Raw genomic sequence first — 13704 nt, 5'->3', positions numbered from 1 at the left:
CCCCAGCCTGCTGAGCGGAATATCGCGCGGAACGGCCATTCCGACAAGAACATTTAGGAAACTTTTACCTTGTCCGCCGGCAAAATGCCCCTCAACTCCGCGACAAGCGCCCCCAGGCTGTAGGGCTTGGCCAGCAGACGGATGCGTTCCGCCGTCAGGTCCCGCCCCAGCGCCGCTTCGGCGTAGCCGGAGACCAGCAGAACCGGCAGGTCCGGCCAGGTGGTCCGCAGCCGGGCGGCCAGTTCCAGCCCGTCCATCCCCGGCATCACCACGTCGGAGACCAGGGCCAGCGGCGTCGGCGCGCCACGTTCCAGCATCTCCAGCGCCTCCTCCGCGCAGCCGGCGCTCATCACCTCGAAGCCGGCGCGGCGGATGGCGCGTTCCGCCAGCCGCAGCAGTGGCACCTCATCCTCCACCAGCAGCACCGGCGCGCTGCCGTAGCTGGCCGGGGTGGGCGGCGGCAGGCTGGGCAAGGCGGGGGTGGGCAGCGCCACCACCATCGCCGTCGGCACCGGCGGGTCGGCCGGTCCCTCATGCCGCGGCAGCCAGATGCGGAAGCGCGTACCCTTCCCTTTCTGGCTGTCCACGGAAATGAACCCGCCGGATTGCTTGACGATGCCATGCACGGTGGACAGGCCGAGCCCGGTGCCGCCCTGTTCGCGGCGCGTGGTGAAGAAGGGATCGAAGATGCGCGGCAGCACATCCTCCGGAATTCCGGCGCCGCTATCGGCCACTTCCAGCAGCGCGTAGCGCCCGGCCGGCAGGGTCTCGCTGCCCAGCGGTTCCGGCCGCAGCACCACGGCATGGCTGGTGCCGATCCGCATGGCGCCGCCTTCCGGCATCGCGTCCCGCGCATTCAGCGCCAGGTTCATGATCACCTGGTCGAGCTGGGTCGGGTCGATCCGCACGCGGCGGGCAGGCTCCTCCAGCGTCAGGGCCAGCCGGACGCGGCTGCCGAGCAGGCGCTTCAGCAATTCGCCCATGGAGGCGACGGCCATATTCAGATCCACCACGCGCGGCCGCAGCGCCTGTTGCCGGGCGAAGGCCAGAAGCTGGCGCACCAGCGCCGCGCCGCGGCCGGCGCTTTCCATCACCTGGCGCAGTTCCGGCGCGGCACTGCCCTCCGGCGTCCGGGTCAGCGCCGCCTCCGCACTGCCGGCGATGGCGGTCAGCAGGTTGTTGAAATCATGCGCGATGCCCCCGGCGAGCGCACCCACCGCCTGAAGCCGGGCAGCGGCCGCCTGCTGTTCCGGCGGGCGAGTGGAGACCCGGTCCAGCCGCAGCGCCGTCAACCGGTCGCCGGTCGCCAACGGGAGGCGCTGCGCCTCCAGCCGCGGCGCCCCGTCGCCGGCCAGGGCCACCACCCGCTTCTGCCCGGCCGCCAGCGCTGCCAGGGTCTCCTCCCGCCCCTCCGGCGCCAGAAGCTGGCGCAGCGTCAGGCCCGCACGCGGCGGCAGCATCGGCCCGCAGAGACCCGCGAAATCGCTGTTCCAGGAGGTCAGCCGGTCCTCGGCATCAAGCAGCGCCAGCCCGCTTCCCGCGGCCTCCATCACTGCCTGTACCAGCGGGTCCGGCCCTGGCAGCAGGGTGCGCCGTAGAAGGGTCTGCAACCCGCGTCGCGCCTCGGTCATGCCGCTGTCCATTGGGCCGGCGGCCGAGGGCCCCGGTTGTTGGGCATCCATGCAATCATCACGCGCATTGTTCGCCCCACTATCAACTATAACGAGCCGCGGCGCCACGCTGGCGCCAGACATAGGCGATGATTTCCGCAACGGCCTGGTAGTGCTCCGGCGGGATCTCGGCCTCCAGATCCAGCCGCCACAGGGCGCGTGCCAGAGGCGGGTTGGCCACCAGCGGCACGCCGGCCTGTTGGGCGGCCTCGCGGATGCGGGCAGCCATGGCGTCCGCGCCCTTGGCCACAACCTTCGGCGCGGCGCTGTCACCGCCATAGGCCAGTGCCACGGCGTAGTGGGTGGGGTTGGTGACCACCACGGCGGCGCGCGGTACCGCGGACATCATCCGCTGCCGGCCCTGCGCCTGGCGTATCTGCCGGCGGCGGGCCTTCATGGTCGGGTCGCCCTCCGACTCCTTGGCCTCTTCCCGCAATTCCTGCTTGCTCATCCGCAGCTGGCTGGCATGGCGGTAGCGCACCCACATCAGGTCCAGAACCGCGATCCCCGCGAAGGCCACCAGGGCGGCCAGCATCAGCCGCAGCGCCGCGGCACCGGCGGTGGCGGGCAGGCCGCCAGGGGCCTGGTGCAGCGCCGCCTGAATCTCCTGCAGATCCCCCAGGGCGAACCACAACGCGGCCCCCACCAGCGCCAGCTTCACCAGGTTGCGGAGGAACTCCATGCCCGCTTCCGGCGCCACCATGCGCTTCAGCCCGGCCCAGGGGCTGATCTTGGAAAGCCGCGGAATCATGTTCTTCGCCGAGATCAGCCCGCCGGTCTGGGCCAGCGTCGCCGCCACCGCCGCCAGCGCCGCGGCTAGCGCCACCGGCAGCAGCGCCATCAGACCCTGCCCGAACAACAGGCGCGCGGTGTCCATCATCGCTAGCGCATGGCCGCGTTCCAGCGTGGCGCGCATCGCCCGCAACATCTCGGTGCCGGTGACCGGCAAGGCGAGCATCGCGGCCAGCGTGGCAGCGGCGAGTGCCGACCAGCCGACCGCCTCCTTCGACAAGGCGACCTGGCCGTCCTGCCGCGATTTCTCGATCCGCCTGGGTGTGGCGGCCTCTGTCTCGTCGGCGGCATCGGCGCCCTCGCCGCCCTCGGCCATGGCTCAGCGCAGACCCGGCAGGGCGGCGAAGCTGGCGCGCAGCGCCTCGGCGAAGGCGGCGATCATCGGCGGCGCCAGCAGGCCGAGCAGCGCCAGCCCGGCCAGGATCTGCCCGGGCACCGCGACGAAGAAGGTCTGCACCTGCGGCGCCAGCCGCGCCAGCAGGCCGAGCGCCACGTTCAGCACCACCGCGCCGATGACGAAGGGCGCGGCCAGCCGCAGCGCCAGTGAAAGACTATCCGCCCCCGCCTGGGCCACCACCTCCACCGCCATGCCGGCCGGGAACGGGTTGCCCGCCGGCAGCACTGCATAGCTCTCCACCAGCGCCCGCAGCGGCCAGGCATACAACCCGGTGGACAGCACCAGCACCACCGCCAGCAGCCCGAGCGTGCGGCCGAGCGCTGTGGCCTGCGCCCCCAGCGTCTGGTCCATCACCATCAGCCCGCCCAACCCGATCAGCGCCGAGATCGCCTGGCCGGCCATGGCGAAGGCGGTCAGCGCCAGCCGTGCCAGGGTGCCGATCCACAGCCCCACCACCACCTCGATCGCCAGCAGCCGCGTGGCCTCCGCCGCATCCTCCGGCGCCGGCGGCAGGCCGGGCGAGATCACGGGAAACAGCAGTGCCACCAGCAGCAGGCCAAGGCCGAGCCGGATCGGCGCTGGCACCTCCTGCTCCCCCAGCCCGGGCAGCAGCAGCACGGCGGCGCCGAGGCGGGCGAAGACGAGAACGGCCTGGAAGGCCAGGCCGGGCAGCGATTGCAGCAGCAGAAGGTCGCTGTCGTTCACGGCGCGCCGCCGATCTGGATCATCCGGTCGAACAGCGTCTCGGTCCAGCTTGTCATCACCTGCGCGGTGAAGGGGCCGAGCAGCAGCATCAGCGCCCCGCCGATCACCAGCTTCGGCACGAAGGCCAGCGTGGCCTCCTGGATCTGGGTCAGCGCCTGCACCAGGGACACCACCAGCCCGATGACCAGCACCGCCAGCAGCGGCGGCCCCATCACCTGGGTCGAGACCCACAGCGCTTCCCGCAGCGCCTGGCCCATGGCCTGTTCCGACATCGAGGCCCTCCTGGCCAAGCGATCACGCCCCGAGGGGCCTTGTGGCGCGGTGCCTCAGATCGGCATCCGCATGACTTCCTGGTACGCCGACACCACGCGGTCGCGCAGCGAGACGGCGGTCTGCAGGGCCAGCTCGGCGCGGGAGATGCTGAGCACGGCGTCGGAGACGCTGCCCTGGCCCATCAGCGCCTGGGTCGAGGCGGCATCGGCGCTGCGGCCGACCTGCACGCCGGCCTCCATCGCCCGGCTCAGCGCCGCGCCGAAACCAGCCTCCCCGCCGGCCGCCTCGGCGCCAATCGCGGGGGCGCGGCCGGCGCCGGCCGAGGCATAGGCCGCCGCGGCCTGAGCCGCCCCAATGGCCATCAGCGCAGCGCCTCGATGGCGCGGGTCAACATGCCGCGCGTGGTCTCAAGGACCGAGAGGTTGGCGCTGTAGCTGCGCTGCGCCTCCCGCATGTCCATCACCTCCACCACGCTGTTCACATTGGGCAGCTTGACGTAGCCGCGGTCATCGGCGGCCGGGTGCGCGGGGTCGAAGCGGGTGGGGAAGTCGCCCGGCTCGGTGCCGATGCGTGACACGCCCACAACCTCCGCCCCCAGCGACCGGTCCAGCCGATTGGCGAAGCTGACGGTGCGGCGGCGATAAGGGTCGGCACCCGCCGACTCACCGGTGCTGTCGCGGTTGGCCAGGTTTTCGGCCACCACCCGCAGCCGCGTCGATTGCGCGGCCATGCCGGCGGCGGAGATGCGAAGCGCCCGATCGAGATCCATACCCTGTCCTCCTCCAGACGCCGGCTTCAGCCCTGACGGCCGATTGCCAGGCGGAACATGCCCATGAAGCTGCGATGCACGGCCATGGCGAGCGCATGCGCCGTATCCGTCTCCGCCATCCGCACCGCCTCGCGGTCCAGCGACACGGCGTTGCCATCCGGCACCGCCTCCGCCACCAGTCGGTCCTCCGGCGCGGCCGCGCGATTGCCGCCGCGGGGGGGCAGATGCGCCGGCGCGGTGCGCGCCATGTCGGGCGGCAGCGCCGCGGCCAGGTGCCGCGCGAAGGGCAGCAGATCATGCGGCCGGTAGTTCGGCGTATCGGCATTGGCGATGTTCCGCGCCAGCACCGCCTGCCGGCTGTCGAGCCAGCTCACCCGCCTCGCGGCAAGGTCGAGCGGGCTGGCCGCGCGCGCGGCCGGAGCGGGGCGGCTGGAGGTGGAGGTCAGGGCTTCCATGCGCCCATTCTGGCCCGCAGGGCATGAAGGAAGGGTTTCCGCCGCCGCTGGTTCATCCCGCCCGCGGCGTTGAGGAATCCTTCACCCCGGCCTGCCAGATTGCGGCCATGCCCCATACCGCCACCCATGCCGAGGCCGTGCATGCCGCCATCGAATCGATGGGCGGCACCGTGCTGGTCGCGCGTGCGCTGGTGGAGGGCGGGCGCCGGGTGGACCTCGAGGGCCTGGATCGCGACGCCACGGCGCTCTGTGCCGCCGTGCTTGCCCTCGGGGTGGAGGAAGCCCGGATGCTGCGCCCGGCGCTGGAGGCGCTGCTGCGCCAGGTGAACGAGCTGACCGCTCAGGTGGCCCGCGGCTGAGCAGGTGTTGTTGCGGGCCGCAGGATGCGGCGCGCGGGGGACAGGATGACCGAGACCGCAAGCCTCATCACCGCCGGATTGACCGCCGCCGCCGCCATGCTCGCGGTGCTGGCGGCGCTGCTGCTGGCCGGGCGCGCGGCGCGGGCGGCCGGCATCGGGCAGCGGGCCGGCCGCCACCTCGCCATCGAGGAAAGCCTGCAACTTGATGGCCGCCGCCGCCTGCTGCTGCTGCGCTGCGACAATCGCCGCCTGCTGCTGGTGACCGGCGGCGCGCAGGATGTGTCGCTCGGCTGGCTGCCGCCAGAGGGGCCGCCGGACGAAGTGCCGCCGGAGGTTAGGCGATGACCCGGCTTCTGGTCCTGCTGCTGGTGCTGCTGCCGGGGGTGGCGCTCGGCCAGAGCCTCAACCTCGATCTCGGCGCGGGGCAATCCGGCACCACCGCGCGGCTGATCCAGTTCACCGCGCTGATCGGGCTGCTGTCCCTGGCGCCGTCGCTGATCGTGATGATGACGGCCTTCGCCCGGATCGTCATCGTCCTGGCCCTGCTGCGCAGCGCCATCGGCGCGCCATCCATCCCGCCCAACCCGGTGCTGATCGGCCTGGCGCTGTTCCTGACCCTGTTCGTCATGGAGCCCGCCCTGATGCAATCCTGGGAACAGGGCCTGCGGCCCATGGCCGCCGGCACGATCGGGGAGCTGGAGGGGCTGCAGGCCGCGGCCGAGCCGTTCCGCCGCTTCATGGCCGCCCAGGTGCGCGATTCCGATCTGGCGCTGTTCCTCGACCTCGCCAACCTGCCGATGTCGGATGCGGCACAGGCGCCCTGGAGGGTGCTGACGCCCGCCTTCATGGTGAGTGAGCTGCGCCGCGCCTTCGAGATCGGCTTCCTGATCTTCCTGCCCTTCCTGGTGATCGACCTCGTCGCCGCCAGCCTGCTGATGTCGCTGGGCATGATGATGCTGCCGCCGACCATCGTGGCGCTGCCCTTCAAACTGGCCTTCTTCGTGCTGGTGGATGGCTGGCGGCTGATCGCGGGCAGCCTGGTGCAGGGCTTCGCCCCAAGCTGAACCCACGCCGCACTGAAATGGGCGAAACCGAATACCTGTTGCGCAGGTTGTGACTGCGGCCGCACGGTCCCGGCGGGGTTGCGGAGACGGGCCATGCTGCGCGGTTTCATTGCCATACTGCTGCTGGGCCTCCTCTGGACCGCACCTGGGCAGGCGCAGCCGCTGTCCCGCGCCATCCAGTGCAGCCCCCCGGTGCCGCGGGACGAGCCCTGGCGCGTCGGGTCCGGCTTCATGATGATGGAGGATGTGGCCCGCCATCTGAATACCAGCGCACCGTCGCTGCCCCTGCGGCCGGTGCGGCAGACCTCCAAGGCCGTACCGACGCTGGAGATCACCGTGGCGCGGCCGCCATGGCTGACCCCGTTGGAGTGGCGCAATGCCTTCTTCGAAGCGGTGATCTACCCCGACGGCATCTCCCCGGTCGATCTGCGCGAGAGCCATCTCCAGCGCGGCACGGTGCTGCCGCCATCACCGGATGATGACGCGACCACCGTCTCCGCCCTTTTCCCGGCGATTGACCGTGGCTGGTGGCCATCCTCCTGGCAGGTGGTGCTGTTCCTCTGCCTGGACCCGACGCAGGCGGATGCCAGCCCACTGCGCGCCAGTGGGCGGGAGCTGCGCGTCTATGCGCGCCAACCGCTTTTCGTCTCCACCCTGCGCCTGTCCACCACGGCTGGGTTGCTGACCGTGCTGGCCGCCTATCTGACGCTGGCCTTTGCGGCTTCGCGAATCCATGCGCGGCAATATGAGCACAGCCGCCGCCTGCTGGGTGCCGGCGCGCCCGGCGCCTTCGCCTATGCGCTGCGGCCGACCGTGATCGCGCAGGACAGCTTCGGTTTTTGCAGCCTGTCGCGCTTCCAGGTGCTGCTGTTCACCCTCGTTCTTGCCGGGGTCTATGCCTATGTCATGGGCCGCACGGGGGAAATGCCGAACCTTTCCACCTCCGTGCTCACGCTGCTGGGCGTGACGCTGACCGGGTCCACCCTTGCGCGGCTGACGGAGGGGTCCGTCATGCACACGGCGAACCGGCTCTGGCTGCTCGGTACCGGCGTGCTGGATCCGACGCCGCGCCTGCCGCGCTGGACGGACCTGGTGGAATCGGATGGCGAGATCGACGTGACGCGGGTGCAGGCGCTGCTGTTCAGCCTGTTCGCCGCGATCGCCCTGGTGGTCAGCGGCACCGGCGACCTGGAGAATTTCACCCTGCCGGACCAGCTCATCACGCTGATCGGCATCAGCCAGGCGGTCTATGTCGCCGGCCGCGCGTTGCCACGGGATTCGGCCAAGCGGCTGAACGAGGAAATCGCGACCATCCGCTCCGCCGAGGCGCGCGCATTGGCCGAGGCCGATGACGCCGCGGCGCGCAAGGAGTTCGAGACGGCGCGCAACGCCATCGCCTCCTCGCTCCGCGACGTGTTCGGCGAACGCTTCTGCGAGCGCCGGCTGCGCGGGTTGCAGCCGGGTGACCGCGTGCCGCCGCCGGTGGAGGCCTGACCTTACCCGCGCGGCAGGTGCATGCCGATATAGGGCGGCAGGTTGAAGGCGCCGAGGTGGATTTCCGGCGTCCAGTAGCGCGTGGTGTCCAGCACGCCCGCGACATCCGCACGGCGGCGGATCTCGGCCAGAACCACCTGGCGGCAGCCGGCATCCTTCGCCGCCCAGCCCAGTGTCATGAAGCCGCCGACATAGGTCGGCACGGCGGCGACATAGGCGAAGACATCCGGAAAGAATTTCCCGCGGCGCAGCGACGTCTCGCGCAGTTCCTCGGCCTGCATGAAGGGCACGCCGCATTGGTTAACCACCAGGCCGCGCTCCGTCAGGATGCGGGCGCAGTTCGCGTAGAACTCGTCGGTGAACAGCACTTCGCCGACGCCGATCGGGTCCGTGCTGTCGACGATGATCACGTCGTAGCTGCCGGCTTCCGCGGTGCGCACATGGTCGATGCCGTCGCCGACGATGACGGTGGCGCGCGGGTCGGTCCAGGCATCGCCGCCGATGGCGGGCAGATGTTCCTTCGCCAGGCGGATCACCTCGCCATCGATCTCCACCATCACGGCGCGCTCCACCGTGCGATGCTGCAACACGCGCCGCAGCACGCCGCCATCGCCGGCGCCGATGATCAGCACGCGCTTCGCCGCGCCATGCGCAAGCAGCGGCACATGGGCGAGCATTTCCTGGTAGACGAACTCATCCGCCTCCGTAATCTGCACCACGCCATCCAGCAGCATGACGCGGCCGTGCAGGTGGCTTTCGAAGATGCGGATGTCCTGGAAGTCAGACTTCACATGCGCCAGTTCCCGCTTCACCAGGAAGCGCTGGCCCCATTCCGCATAAAGCGTCTCGTTCACCCAGGTCTCAGTCGTCATCATCAACCCCATGCGCGCAAAAAAGGGCGGACCCTGCGGCCCGCCCCAAACCCATCCGGCCCTGAGGGCCGGGTTCAGCCGATCAGGCCGCGCTTGTGCTCGGCAAGCTGCACGCGCTCCGCCAGGAAGCCCTTCTTCAGCGCCGGCAGCGCCTTGTAGGGGTCGCATTCGCCGCAGACGAAGATGTCCAGCGCGGCGTAATCGCGCTCCGGCCAGGTGTGGATCGACACATGGCTCTCGGCCAGCACCAACACGCCGGACACGCCACCATTCGGAGAGAAGTGGTGGAAATGGCCGTGCAGGATGGTGGCGCCGGTAGCCAGCGCGCCTTCGCGCAGCACCGCGTCGATATGGTCGGGGTCGTCGAGATTCGTCGCCCCCCACAGGTCGATGATCAGATGCGTTCCCGCATAACGCACGCCGTTGCGATGGACAAAGTAGTCCTTCGTTTCCGCCGAGCGGTTCTCATCATTCTGGGCGTCGCTCGGGAGATCCGAGACCATCCCCAGTTGGACGAGAGCTTCCATGGTAAGGGCTCCTTCCAGCCAGCAGATGACCGGGATGATCGCTCGCCGCGGGAATGCGGCTGTTCAAAGCAGATCGGGTCAAGGCGGCGGGGTATGCGGCAAACCGGGGGGGGGCGCAAGCGAATTCGGGACCAAAGGCCGAAAAAAAAGTGGGTCCCCCCCCGGGGGGGACCGGCTGCTTTGCCGGCTCCCCCCGGGGGGGGGCGCGAAAATTACCTTGTAATGGGGGTCCCGGCCCGCAACCCGTCCAGTCTGCCGGGCAGCCCGCGCGCGACATCCAGTTCCTGCTGGAGCCGCGGCAGGTCCGACAGCCCGGCCACGCGCTCCGCCGTCAGCAGGTTGAAGGTGCCGGAAAGCGGGCCGTCCGACATCCGCGCCTGTTCCTCCGCGCGCAGTTCGGAAAGGCCGGCTTCGTTGCCGGCCAGAGTCAGCAAGGCGGCGATGCGCGCGACCACCGGCTTCAGCGCCTCCTCCAGCGGGGCCGGCGCGGGCGGGGCCACGCTCGCCAGGTGCTGGCGCAGCGCCGCCGCGGCGCCGGCCCAATCCTGCTTTTCCTCCAGCAGCACGGCGAGTTCGGCCGCTGCCGCCGGCCCGGCCTCACGGTAGCTGGCCACCGCCTCATCCGCCTCCCCGGCCCGCGCCTGAGCGCGCGCCTTCAGCAGCAGACGGGACCGTGTGAGATTGCTGGAAAGTTGCGATCCGCCCGTCTCCTCCAGCGCCTTCAATGCGCCGCGCGCATCGCCGGCGCCCAGCGCGAGCCCGGCGAGCCTTGCGCCGATGCGGCCCTTCGCCTCCGCATCCGGGGCGCGTTCCGCCGCGCCGCGCAGCACATGGCCGGCGCGGTCCAGCAGGTCCAGCGCTGCGAGGCGTTCCGCCAGCGAACCCAGCGCCTGTTCCGTCGCATCGCCGGGCGGCAGCATGTCGGCATGGGCGTCGTACAGCACCACGGCGGCCAGCGGCGGCGAACGATCCAGCGCGCCCAGCAGTGCCTGCACCTGGCGGGTCCGCAGCCCGGCGGCGAGGTCGGGGAACATCGCCGCCGTCTCCCGCAGCAGGTCGAAGGCGCCGCGCGCATCGCCGGCCAGCATGCGCAATTCCGCCAGGCGGGAACGGCCCTCCGTCTCCAGCGCATCGCCGCGCCAGGCGGCCAGCGTCGCTTCCAGCGCCGCCGCCGCGCCGGCCGCGTCGATCAGACCTTTTGAAAGGCGCAATTCCGCCGCGCGTCGCATGGCAATGGCACGCGCCCGGCGGTCGCGGCCCCGCACCAGCGCATCATAGGCGACCAGCGCCGACTCCACCGCGCCTTCCGCCTCCAGCACCCGAGCCAGGGCCAGGGCCAGTGAGGGATCATCCTGGTCGCGGGTGGCGAGCAGGCGGCGCGCCGCCTCCCCCTCCCCGCCCGCCGCCAGGGCTTCCGCAGCGAGCGGCGCCAGCCGGGCCTGGAGCGGCGCCGGGTAGGACAGCAGCAGCGGCAGGCCGGCAGCGACTGCGGGCGCCGCCTCCTGCCCCCGCGCCGCGGCCAGCAGGCCGCGCCACAGCGCGATCTCATCGGTCTGCGGCAGGCCGGGGTGGTCCAGGCCCACCGCCTCCGCCAGACGGCCACTGAGCAGCGCCGTGGCGCCGTGCAGGGCGTGGGCGCGCGGCTGTTCGGCCAGCGCCGGGTCCTCCCGCAGCGCAAGCATCACCATCGCCTGGGCTTCCTGCGGCAGGCCCAGCGTCAGCAGCCCCTCCGCCACTCGCAGGCGCGGCACACCGCGGCTGAGCGGGGCGGCGGCGGCCACCGCGCTGGTGGCGTTGCGGACCCGTTCCTGCAGCCCCGCCAGAGTCTCCGCCGGCAGGTCGAAGCTGCGCGTCATGGCCGCGGCGGCCGCGGCGGCAGCGGGCACATCCGGGCCGAGCGCCAACTCCGCCCCTGGCGCGGCGCCGGCCATGAAGCGGCCGGGCAGCGCGCGCAGCGTCACCGTATCGGCACGCGGCAGGATGGCGGCGCCGAGGCGCGTCGGCAGCAATTCGAACAGGGCGGCGCGCCGGCCTTGCGTGACCGCTTCCGTCCCGCCCCGCACGGTGCCCACCAGCAGCGCGGTGCCGGTCTCGGGGTCGAGGACGGAGACGCTGCCGCCGGCCTGTTCGGCGCGCAGCAGCAGGCGGGTGGGTGGACCGGCCTCGATCTCGGGCAGGATGCCGCGCAGCCCGGTCTCCCCGGTCGGCTGGTCCAGCACCCAGGCATTGCCGTCCCGACGCAGGCGCGGCGTGGGCAGGCCGGCGGCGGGCAGGCGCAGCGTCGTCGCCTCCGGCCCGGTGGAGGCCTCGGCGGCGGCGAGCGCCGGGTTGCCGCGCAGCGCGGCCAAGTCCAGCGGCAGCGGCGTATCCAGCACCAGCATCCAGATGCCGCCGCGCCGGAACAGCGCCGCGCCGACCTGCGCCGGGGCGGCGATGCTGATCACGGGGCCGGGCTGCAACCGCACCGCGACGGGGCGCTGGCTTTCGGCCGGCGACAGGGTGGTGGCTGGGGCTGGGGCTGGGGCTGGGGCTGGGGCTGGGGCCGGGGTCGGGGTCGGGGCCGGGGCCGGCTCCGCGATGCGCGCCGGGGCGGGTGGTGGCGCGGGCCGGGCTGCCGGGGCAGCCAGCGGCTCCGCCTGCACGGGCGCGAGCGGTGCGGCGGCGACAATCACTGGGGCCTCGGCCGGTGGCGGCGTCGCGGGCTGGAAGGGCGAGGTCGCGGGCATGGCGGCGCGGGCTGGCGGCGGCGCGGCCCTACTTGGAGCAGCCTGGGGCGGGACGCCGGCCTGCGCGCTGCCCGCCACCACGGCGCCTACCGCCGGGCGCGAAGTAGCCTGGGCCTGGGCCTGACCCGTGGCCCGTGGCGCAACCTGCGGTGCCGGCCGCGGCGCGGGGTCCGGCCTGCCGCCCGGAGCACCGAATTCGGTGCGCCCGGCATCCAGCACATCCACCACCACGCGGTTGCCCAGCCGAAAATGGCGCATGGCGGCACCCGGGGCGAGGCGGATCTCGGCGCTGTCCGCTGCCGTGGTCACGCCCAGCACGTTGCGCGGCGGGCGGCGCAACGTGGTCAGGTCGAAGGCGGCGGGGCTGGCGAAGTGCAGCACGACGCGGCCATCGGATTGTTCAACGCGGTAGACGACAGTGCCGGGCCAGTCGAACACCACCCGGCCGAAACTGGGATGGTCACCGGCACGAACCCCCACCCTGTCCTGCGCCAGGGCCGGGCTGGCCAGCAGCGCCCCCAGCACCAGCGCGGCCGCACCGGAAAGGCCGCGCGGGCGGCGCTTCGGCGTCCTTCCCGGTCCAGCCATCAGTCGAAATCCGCCATCAGCTTGTCGATATCCGCCTGGCTGACGCCAGCACCCGGAAGCTGCGGGCCATTCGCCAAACGGCGGCCTTCCGTCTCATCCGGGTCCACGGGGGGCGACGGGGCCGATGGGTCGGGCGCGCCACCGGCGCCACCGAAGCGCGAGACAACCTGGTCCACCCGCGCCTCGATCGCCTTCAACGCCGTCACCACCTTGCCGATGCGCTGGCCGGTGATGTCCTGGAAGCTGCAGGCCTCGTAGATGCGGGTGACGGCGGAGGCCAGCGCCTCCGCCTCCACCCCGCCCACGCGGGTGGCGACGCCTTCCAGCGTTTCGCACACATCCAGGATCTCGTTCGTCGCCTGCGCCGTATGACCGACGATGGCGTCCAGCTCATCCGTCGCGGAGGGGATGTGGCTGAGCGTGATGTCATCGACGCGAAGCGACGCAATCTCCTGCTTCGCACGCGCGACAGTGCGGCCGAGCCCTTCGAGCTCGGCCAGCAGCGACGCCTCGACCACCGAAAGGTCGCCGGACATGGTGCCCAGCACGGCGCGCACCACGGACTCGATGCGCTCCCCTTCCGGCAGGAGGTCGGCCCCGGCCGGGGCGATCCCGTCAGGCATTCGCCATCACCTTCTCGATCTTGCCGCGCAGCGTCTCGGCGTTGAACGGCTTCACGATGTAATTGGAGACACCGGCGGCCTTGGCGGCGACCACGTTCTCCGTCTTGCTCTCGGCCGTGATCATGATGAAGGGGGTCGATTTCAGGCGCGCATCGGCGCGGACCTCCTTCAGCAGGTCGAGGCCCGTCATCGGCGCCATGTTCCAGTCGCTGATCACCAGGCCGAAATTGCCGGCGCGCATCTTCGCCAGCGCCTCCGCCCCGTCCGTCGCTTCTTCGACATTCTCGAAGTCGAGCTGCTTCAGCAGGTTACGGATGATCCGCAGCATGGTCTTGTAGTCGTCCACGATCAGAACAGACGTGTTCTTGTCCATCAGCATTGCGCCCCTGT

At 71.6% G+C, this 13704-nt stretch carries 16 protein-coding genes; 4 read left to right on the top strand and 12 right to left on the bottom strand.

Going from position 1 to position 13704, the window contains the following annotated elements; all coding sequences use genetic code 11:
* Positions 1-53: 53 nt before the first annotated feature.
* The 7 genes from ACFHNC_RS07320 to ACFHNC_RS07290 form a co-directional block, all read right to left on the bottom strand.
* Positions 54-1631 (bottom strand): ATP-binding protein, encoded by a 1578-nt coding sequence (locus ACFHNC_RS07320; protein ID WP_437168566.1) that lies wholly within the window; start codon positions 1629-1631, stop codon positions 54-56.
* Between the two features lie 82 nt (positions 1632-1713).
* Positions 1714-2778 (bottom strand): EscU/YscU/HrcU family type III secretion system export apparatus switch protein, encoded by a 1065-nt coding sequence (locus tag ACFHNC_RS07315; protein WP_437168565.1) that lies wholly within the window; start codon positions 2776-2778, stop codon positions 1714-1716.
* A gap of 3 nt (positions 2779-2781) precedes the next feature.
* Positions 2782-3564, bottom strand: coding sequence for a flagellar biosynthetic protein FliR (locus ACFHNC_RS07310; protein ID WP_437168564.1), 783 nt, complete (start codon positions 3562-3564; stop codon positions 2782-2784).
* Entirely contained in the window at positions 3561-3836 is a 276-nt protein-coding gene (locus tag ACFHNC_RS07305; RefSeq protein ID WP_437168563.1) for a flagellar biosynthetic protein FliQ, read from the bottom strand. Before ACFHNC_RS07305 ends, ACFHNC_RS07310 begins: the two co-directional genes overlap by 4 nt.
* 54 nt (positions 3837-3890) lie before the next feature.
* Complete coding sequence (locus ACFHNC_RS07300; RefSeq protein WP_437168562.1) at positions 3891-4199, bottom strand: flagellar hook-basal body complex protein FliE; 309 nt, start codon at positions 4197-4199, stop codon at positions 3891-3893.
* Positions 4199-4606, bottom strand: a complete 408-nt coding sequence (flgC, locus tag ACFHNC_RS07295; RefSeq protein WP_437168561.1) for a flagellar basal body rod protein FlgC — start codon at positions 4604-4606, stop codon at positions 4199-4201. Before flgC ends, ACFHNC_RS07300 begins: the two co-directional genes overlap by 1 nt.
* Positions 4607-4632: 26 nt before the next feature.
* Entirely contained in the window at positions 4633-5061 is a 429-nt protein-coding gene (locus ACFHNC_RS07290; RefSeq protein WP_437168560.1) for a flagellar basal body rod protein FlgB, read from the bottom strand.
* 107 nt (positions 5062-5168) lie between these two features.
* Here ACFHNC_RS07290 and ACFHNC_RS07285 point away from each other — a divergent pair, with 107 nt between their 5' ends.
* From ACFHNC_RS07285 to ACFHNC_RS07270, 4 genes are all read left to right on the top strand, one after another.
* Positions 5169-5420 carry a hypothetical protein gene (locus ACFHNC_RS07285; RefSeq protein WP_437168559.1) on the top strand — a complete coding sequence of 84 codons (252 nt, stop codon included), beginning with the start codon at positions 5169-5171 and terminating at the stop codon, positions 5418-5420.
* A 45-nt stretch (positions 5421-5465) separates the two neighbouring features.
* Positions 5466-5765, top strand: coding sequence for a hypothetical protein (locus ACFHNC_RS07280; RefSeq protein WP_437168558.1), 300 nt, complete (start codon positions 5466-5468; stop codon positions 5763-5765).
* Positions 5762-6484, top strand: coding sequence for a flagellar type III secretion system pore protein FliP (gene fliP, locus ACFHNC_RS07275; RefSeq protein WP_437168557.1), 723 nt, complete (start codon positions 5762-5764; stop codon positions 6482-6484). Before ACFHNC_RS07280 ends, fliP begins: the two co-directional genes overlap by 4 nt.
* A gap of 93 nt (positions 6485-6577) precedes the next feature.
* Positions 6578-7978, top strand: coding sequence for a hypothetical protein (locus tag ACFHNC_RS07270; RefSeq protein WP_437168556.1), 1401 nt, complete (start codon positions 6578-6580; stop codon positions 7976-7978).
* Positions 7979-7980: 2 nt separating this feature from the next.
* Here the strand turns inward: ACFHNC_RS07270 and speE are convergent, their stop codons facing one another.
* The 5 genes from speE to ACFHNC_RS07245 form a co-directional block, all read right to left on the bottom strand.
* Positions 7981-8850: a polyamine aminopropyltransferase gene (gene speE, locus ACFHNC_RS07265; protein WP_437168712.1), complete on the bottom strand. Its 870-nt coding sequence runs from the start codon at positions 8848-8850 to the stop codon at positions 7981-7983.
* A gap of 74 nt (positions 8851-8924) precedes the next feature.
* Positions 8925-9377, bottom strand: coding sequence for an adenosylmethionine decarboxylase (gene speD / locus ACFHNC_RS07260; RefSeq protein WP_168034390.1), 453 nt, complete (start codon positions 9375-9377; stop codon positions 8925-8927).
* Between the two features lie 212 nt (positions 9378-9589).
* A complete protein-coding gene (locus ACFHNC_RS07255; RefSeq protein WP_437168555.1) occupies positions 9590-12691 on the bottom strand; it encodes a hypothetical protein in 3102 nt (1033 codons plus the stop codon).
* Positions 12691-13314: a protein phosphatase CheZ gene (locus ACFHNC_RS07250; protein WP_437168554.1), complete on the bottom strand. Its 624-nt coding sequence runs from the start codon at positions 13312-13314 to the stop codon at positions 12691-12693. The genes ACFHNC_RS07255 and ACFHNC_RS07250 overlap by 1 nt, the downstream gene beginning before the upstream one ends.
* Positions 13307-13687, bottom strand: coding sequence for a response regulator (locus tag ACFHNC_RS07245; protein WP_437168553.1), 381 nt, complete (start codon positions 13685-13687; stop codon positions 13307-13309). Before ACFHNC_RS07245 ends, ACFHNC_RS07250 begins: the two co-directional genes overlap by 8 nt.
* Positions 13688-13704: the final 17 nt, after the last annotated feature.

Origin of the sequence: Falsiroseomonas sp. E2-1-a4 (assembly GCF_051433165.1) — a bacterium.
GTDB lineage: Bacteria > Pseudomonadota > Alphaproteobacteria > Acetobacterales > Acetobacteraceae > Falsiroseomonas.
Note: the sequence above shows the minus strand (reverse complement) of the source record. Positions and strands in the feature narration are given on the sequence as shown.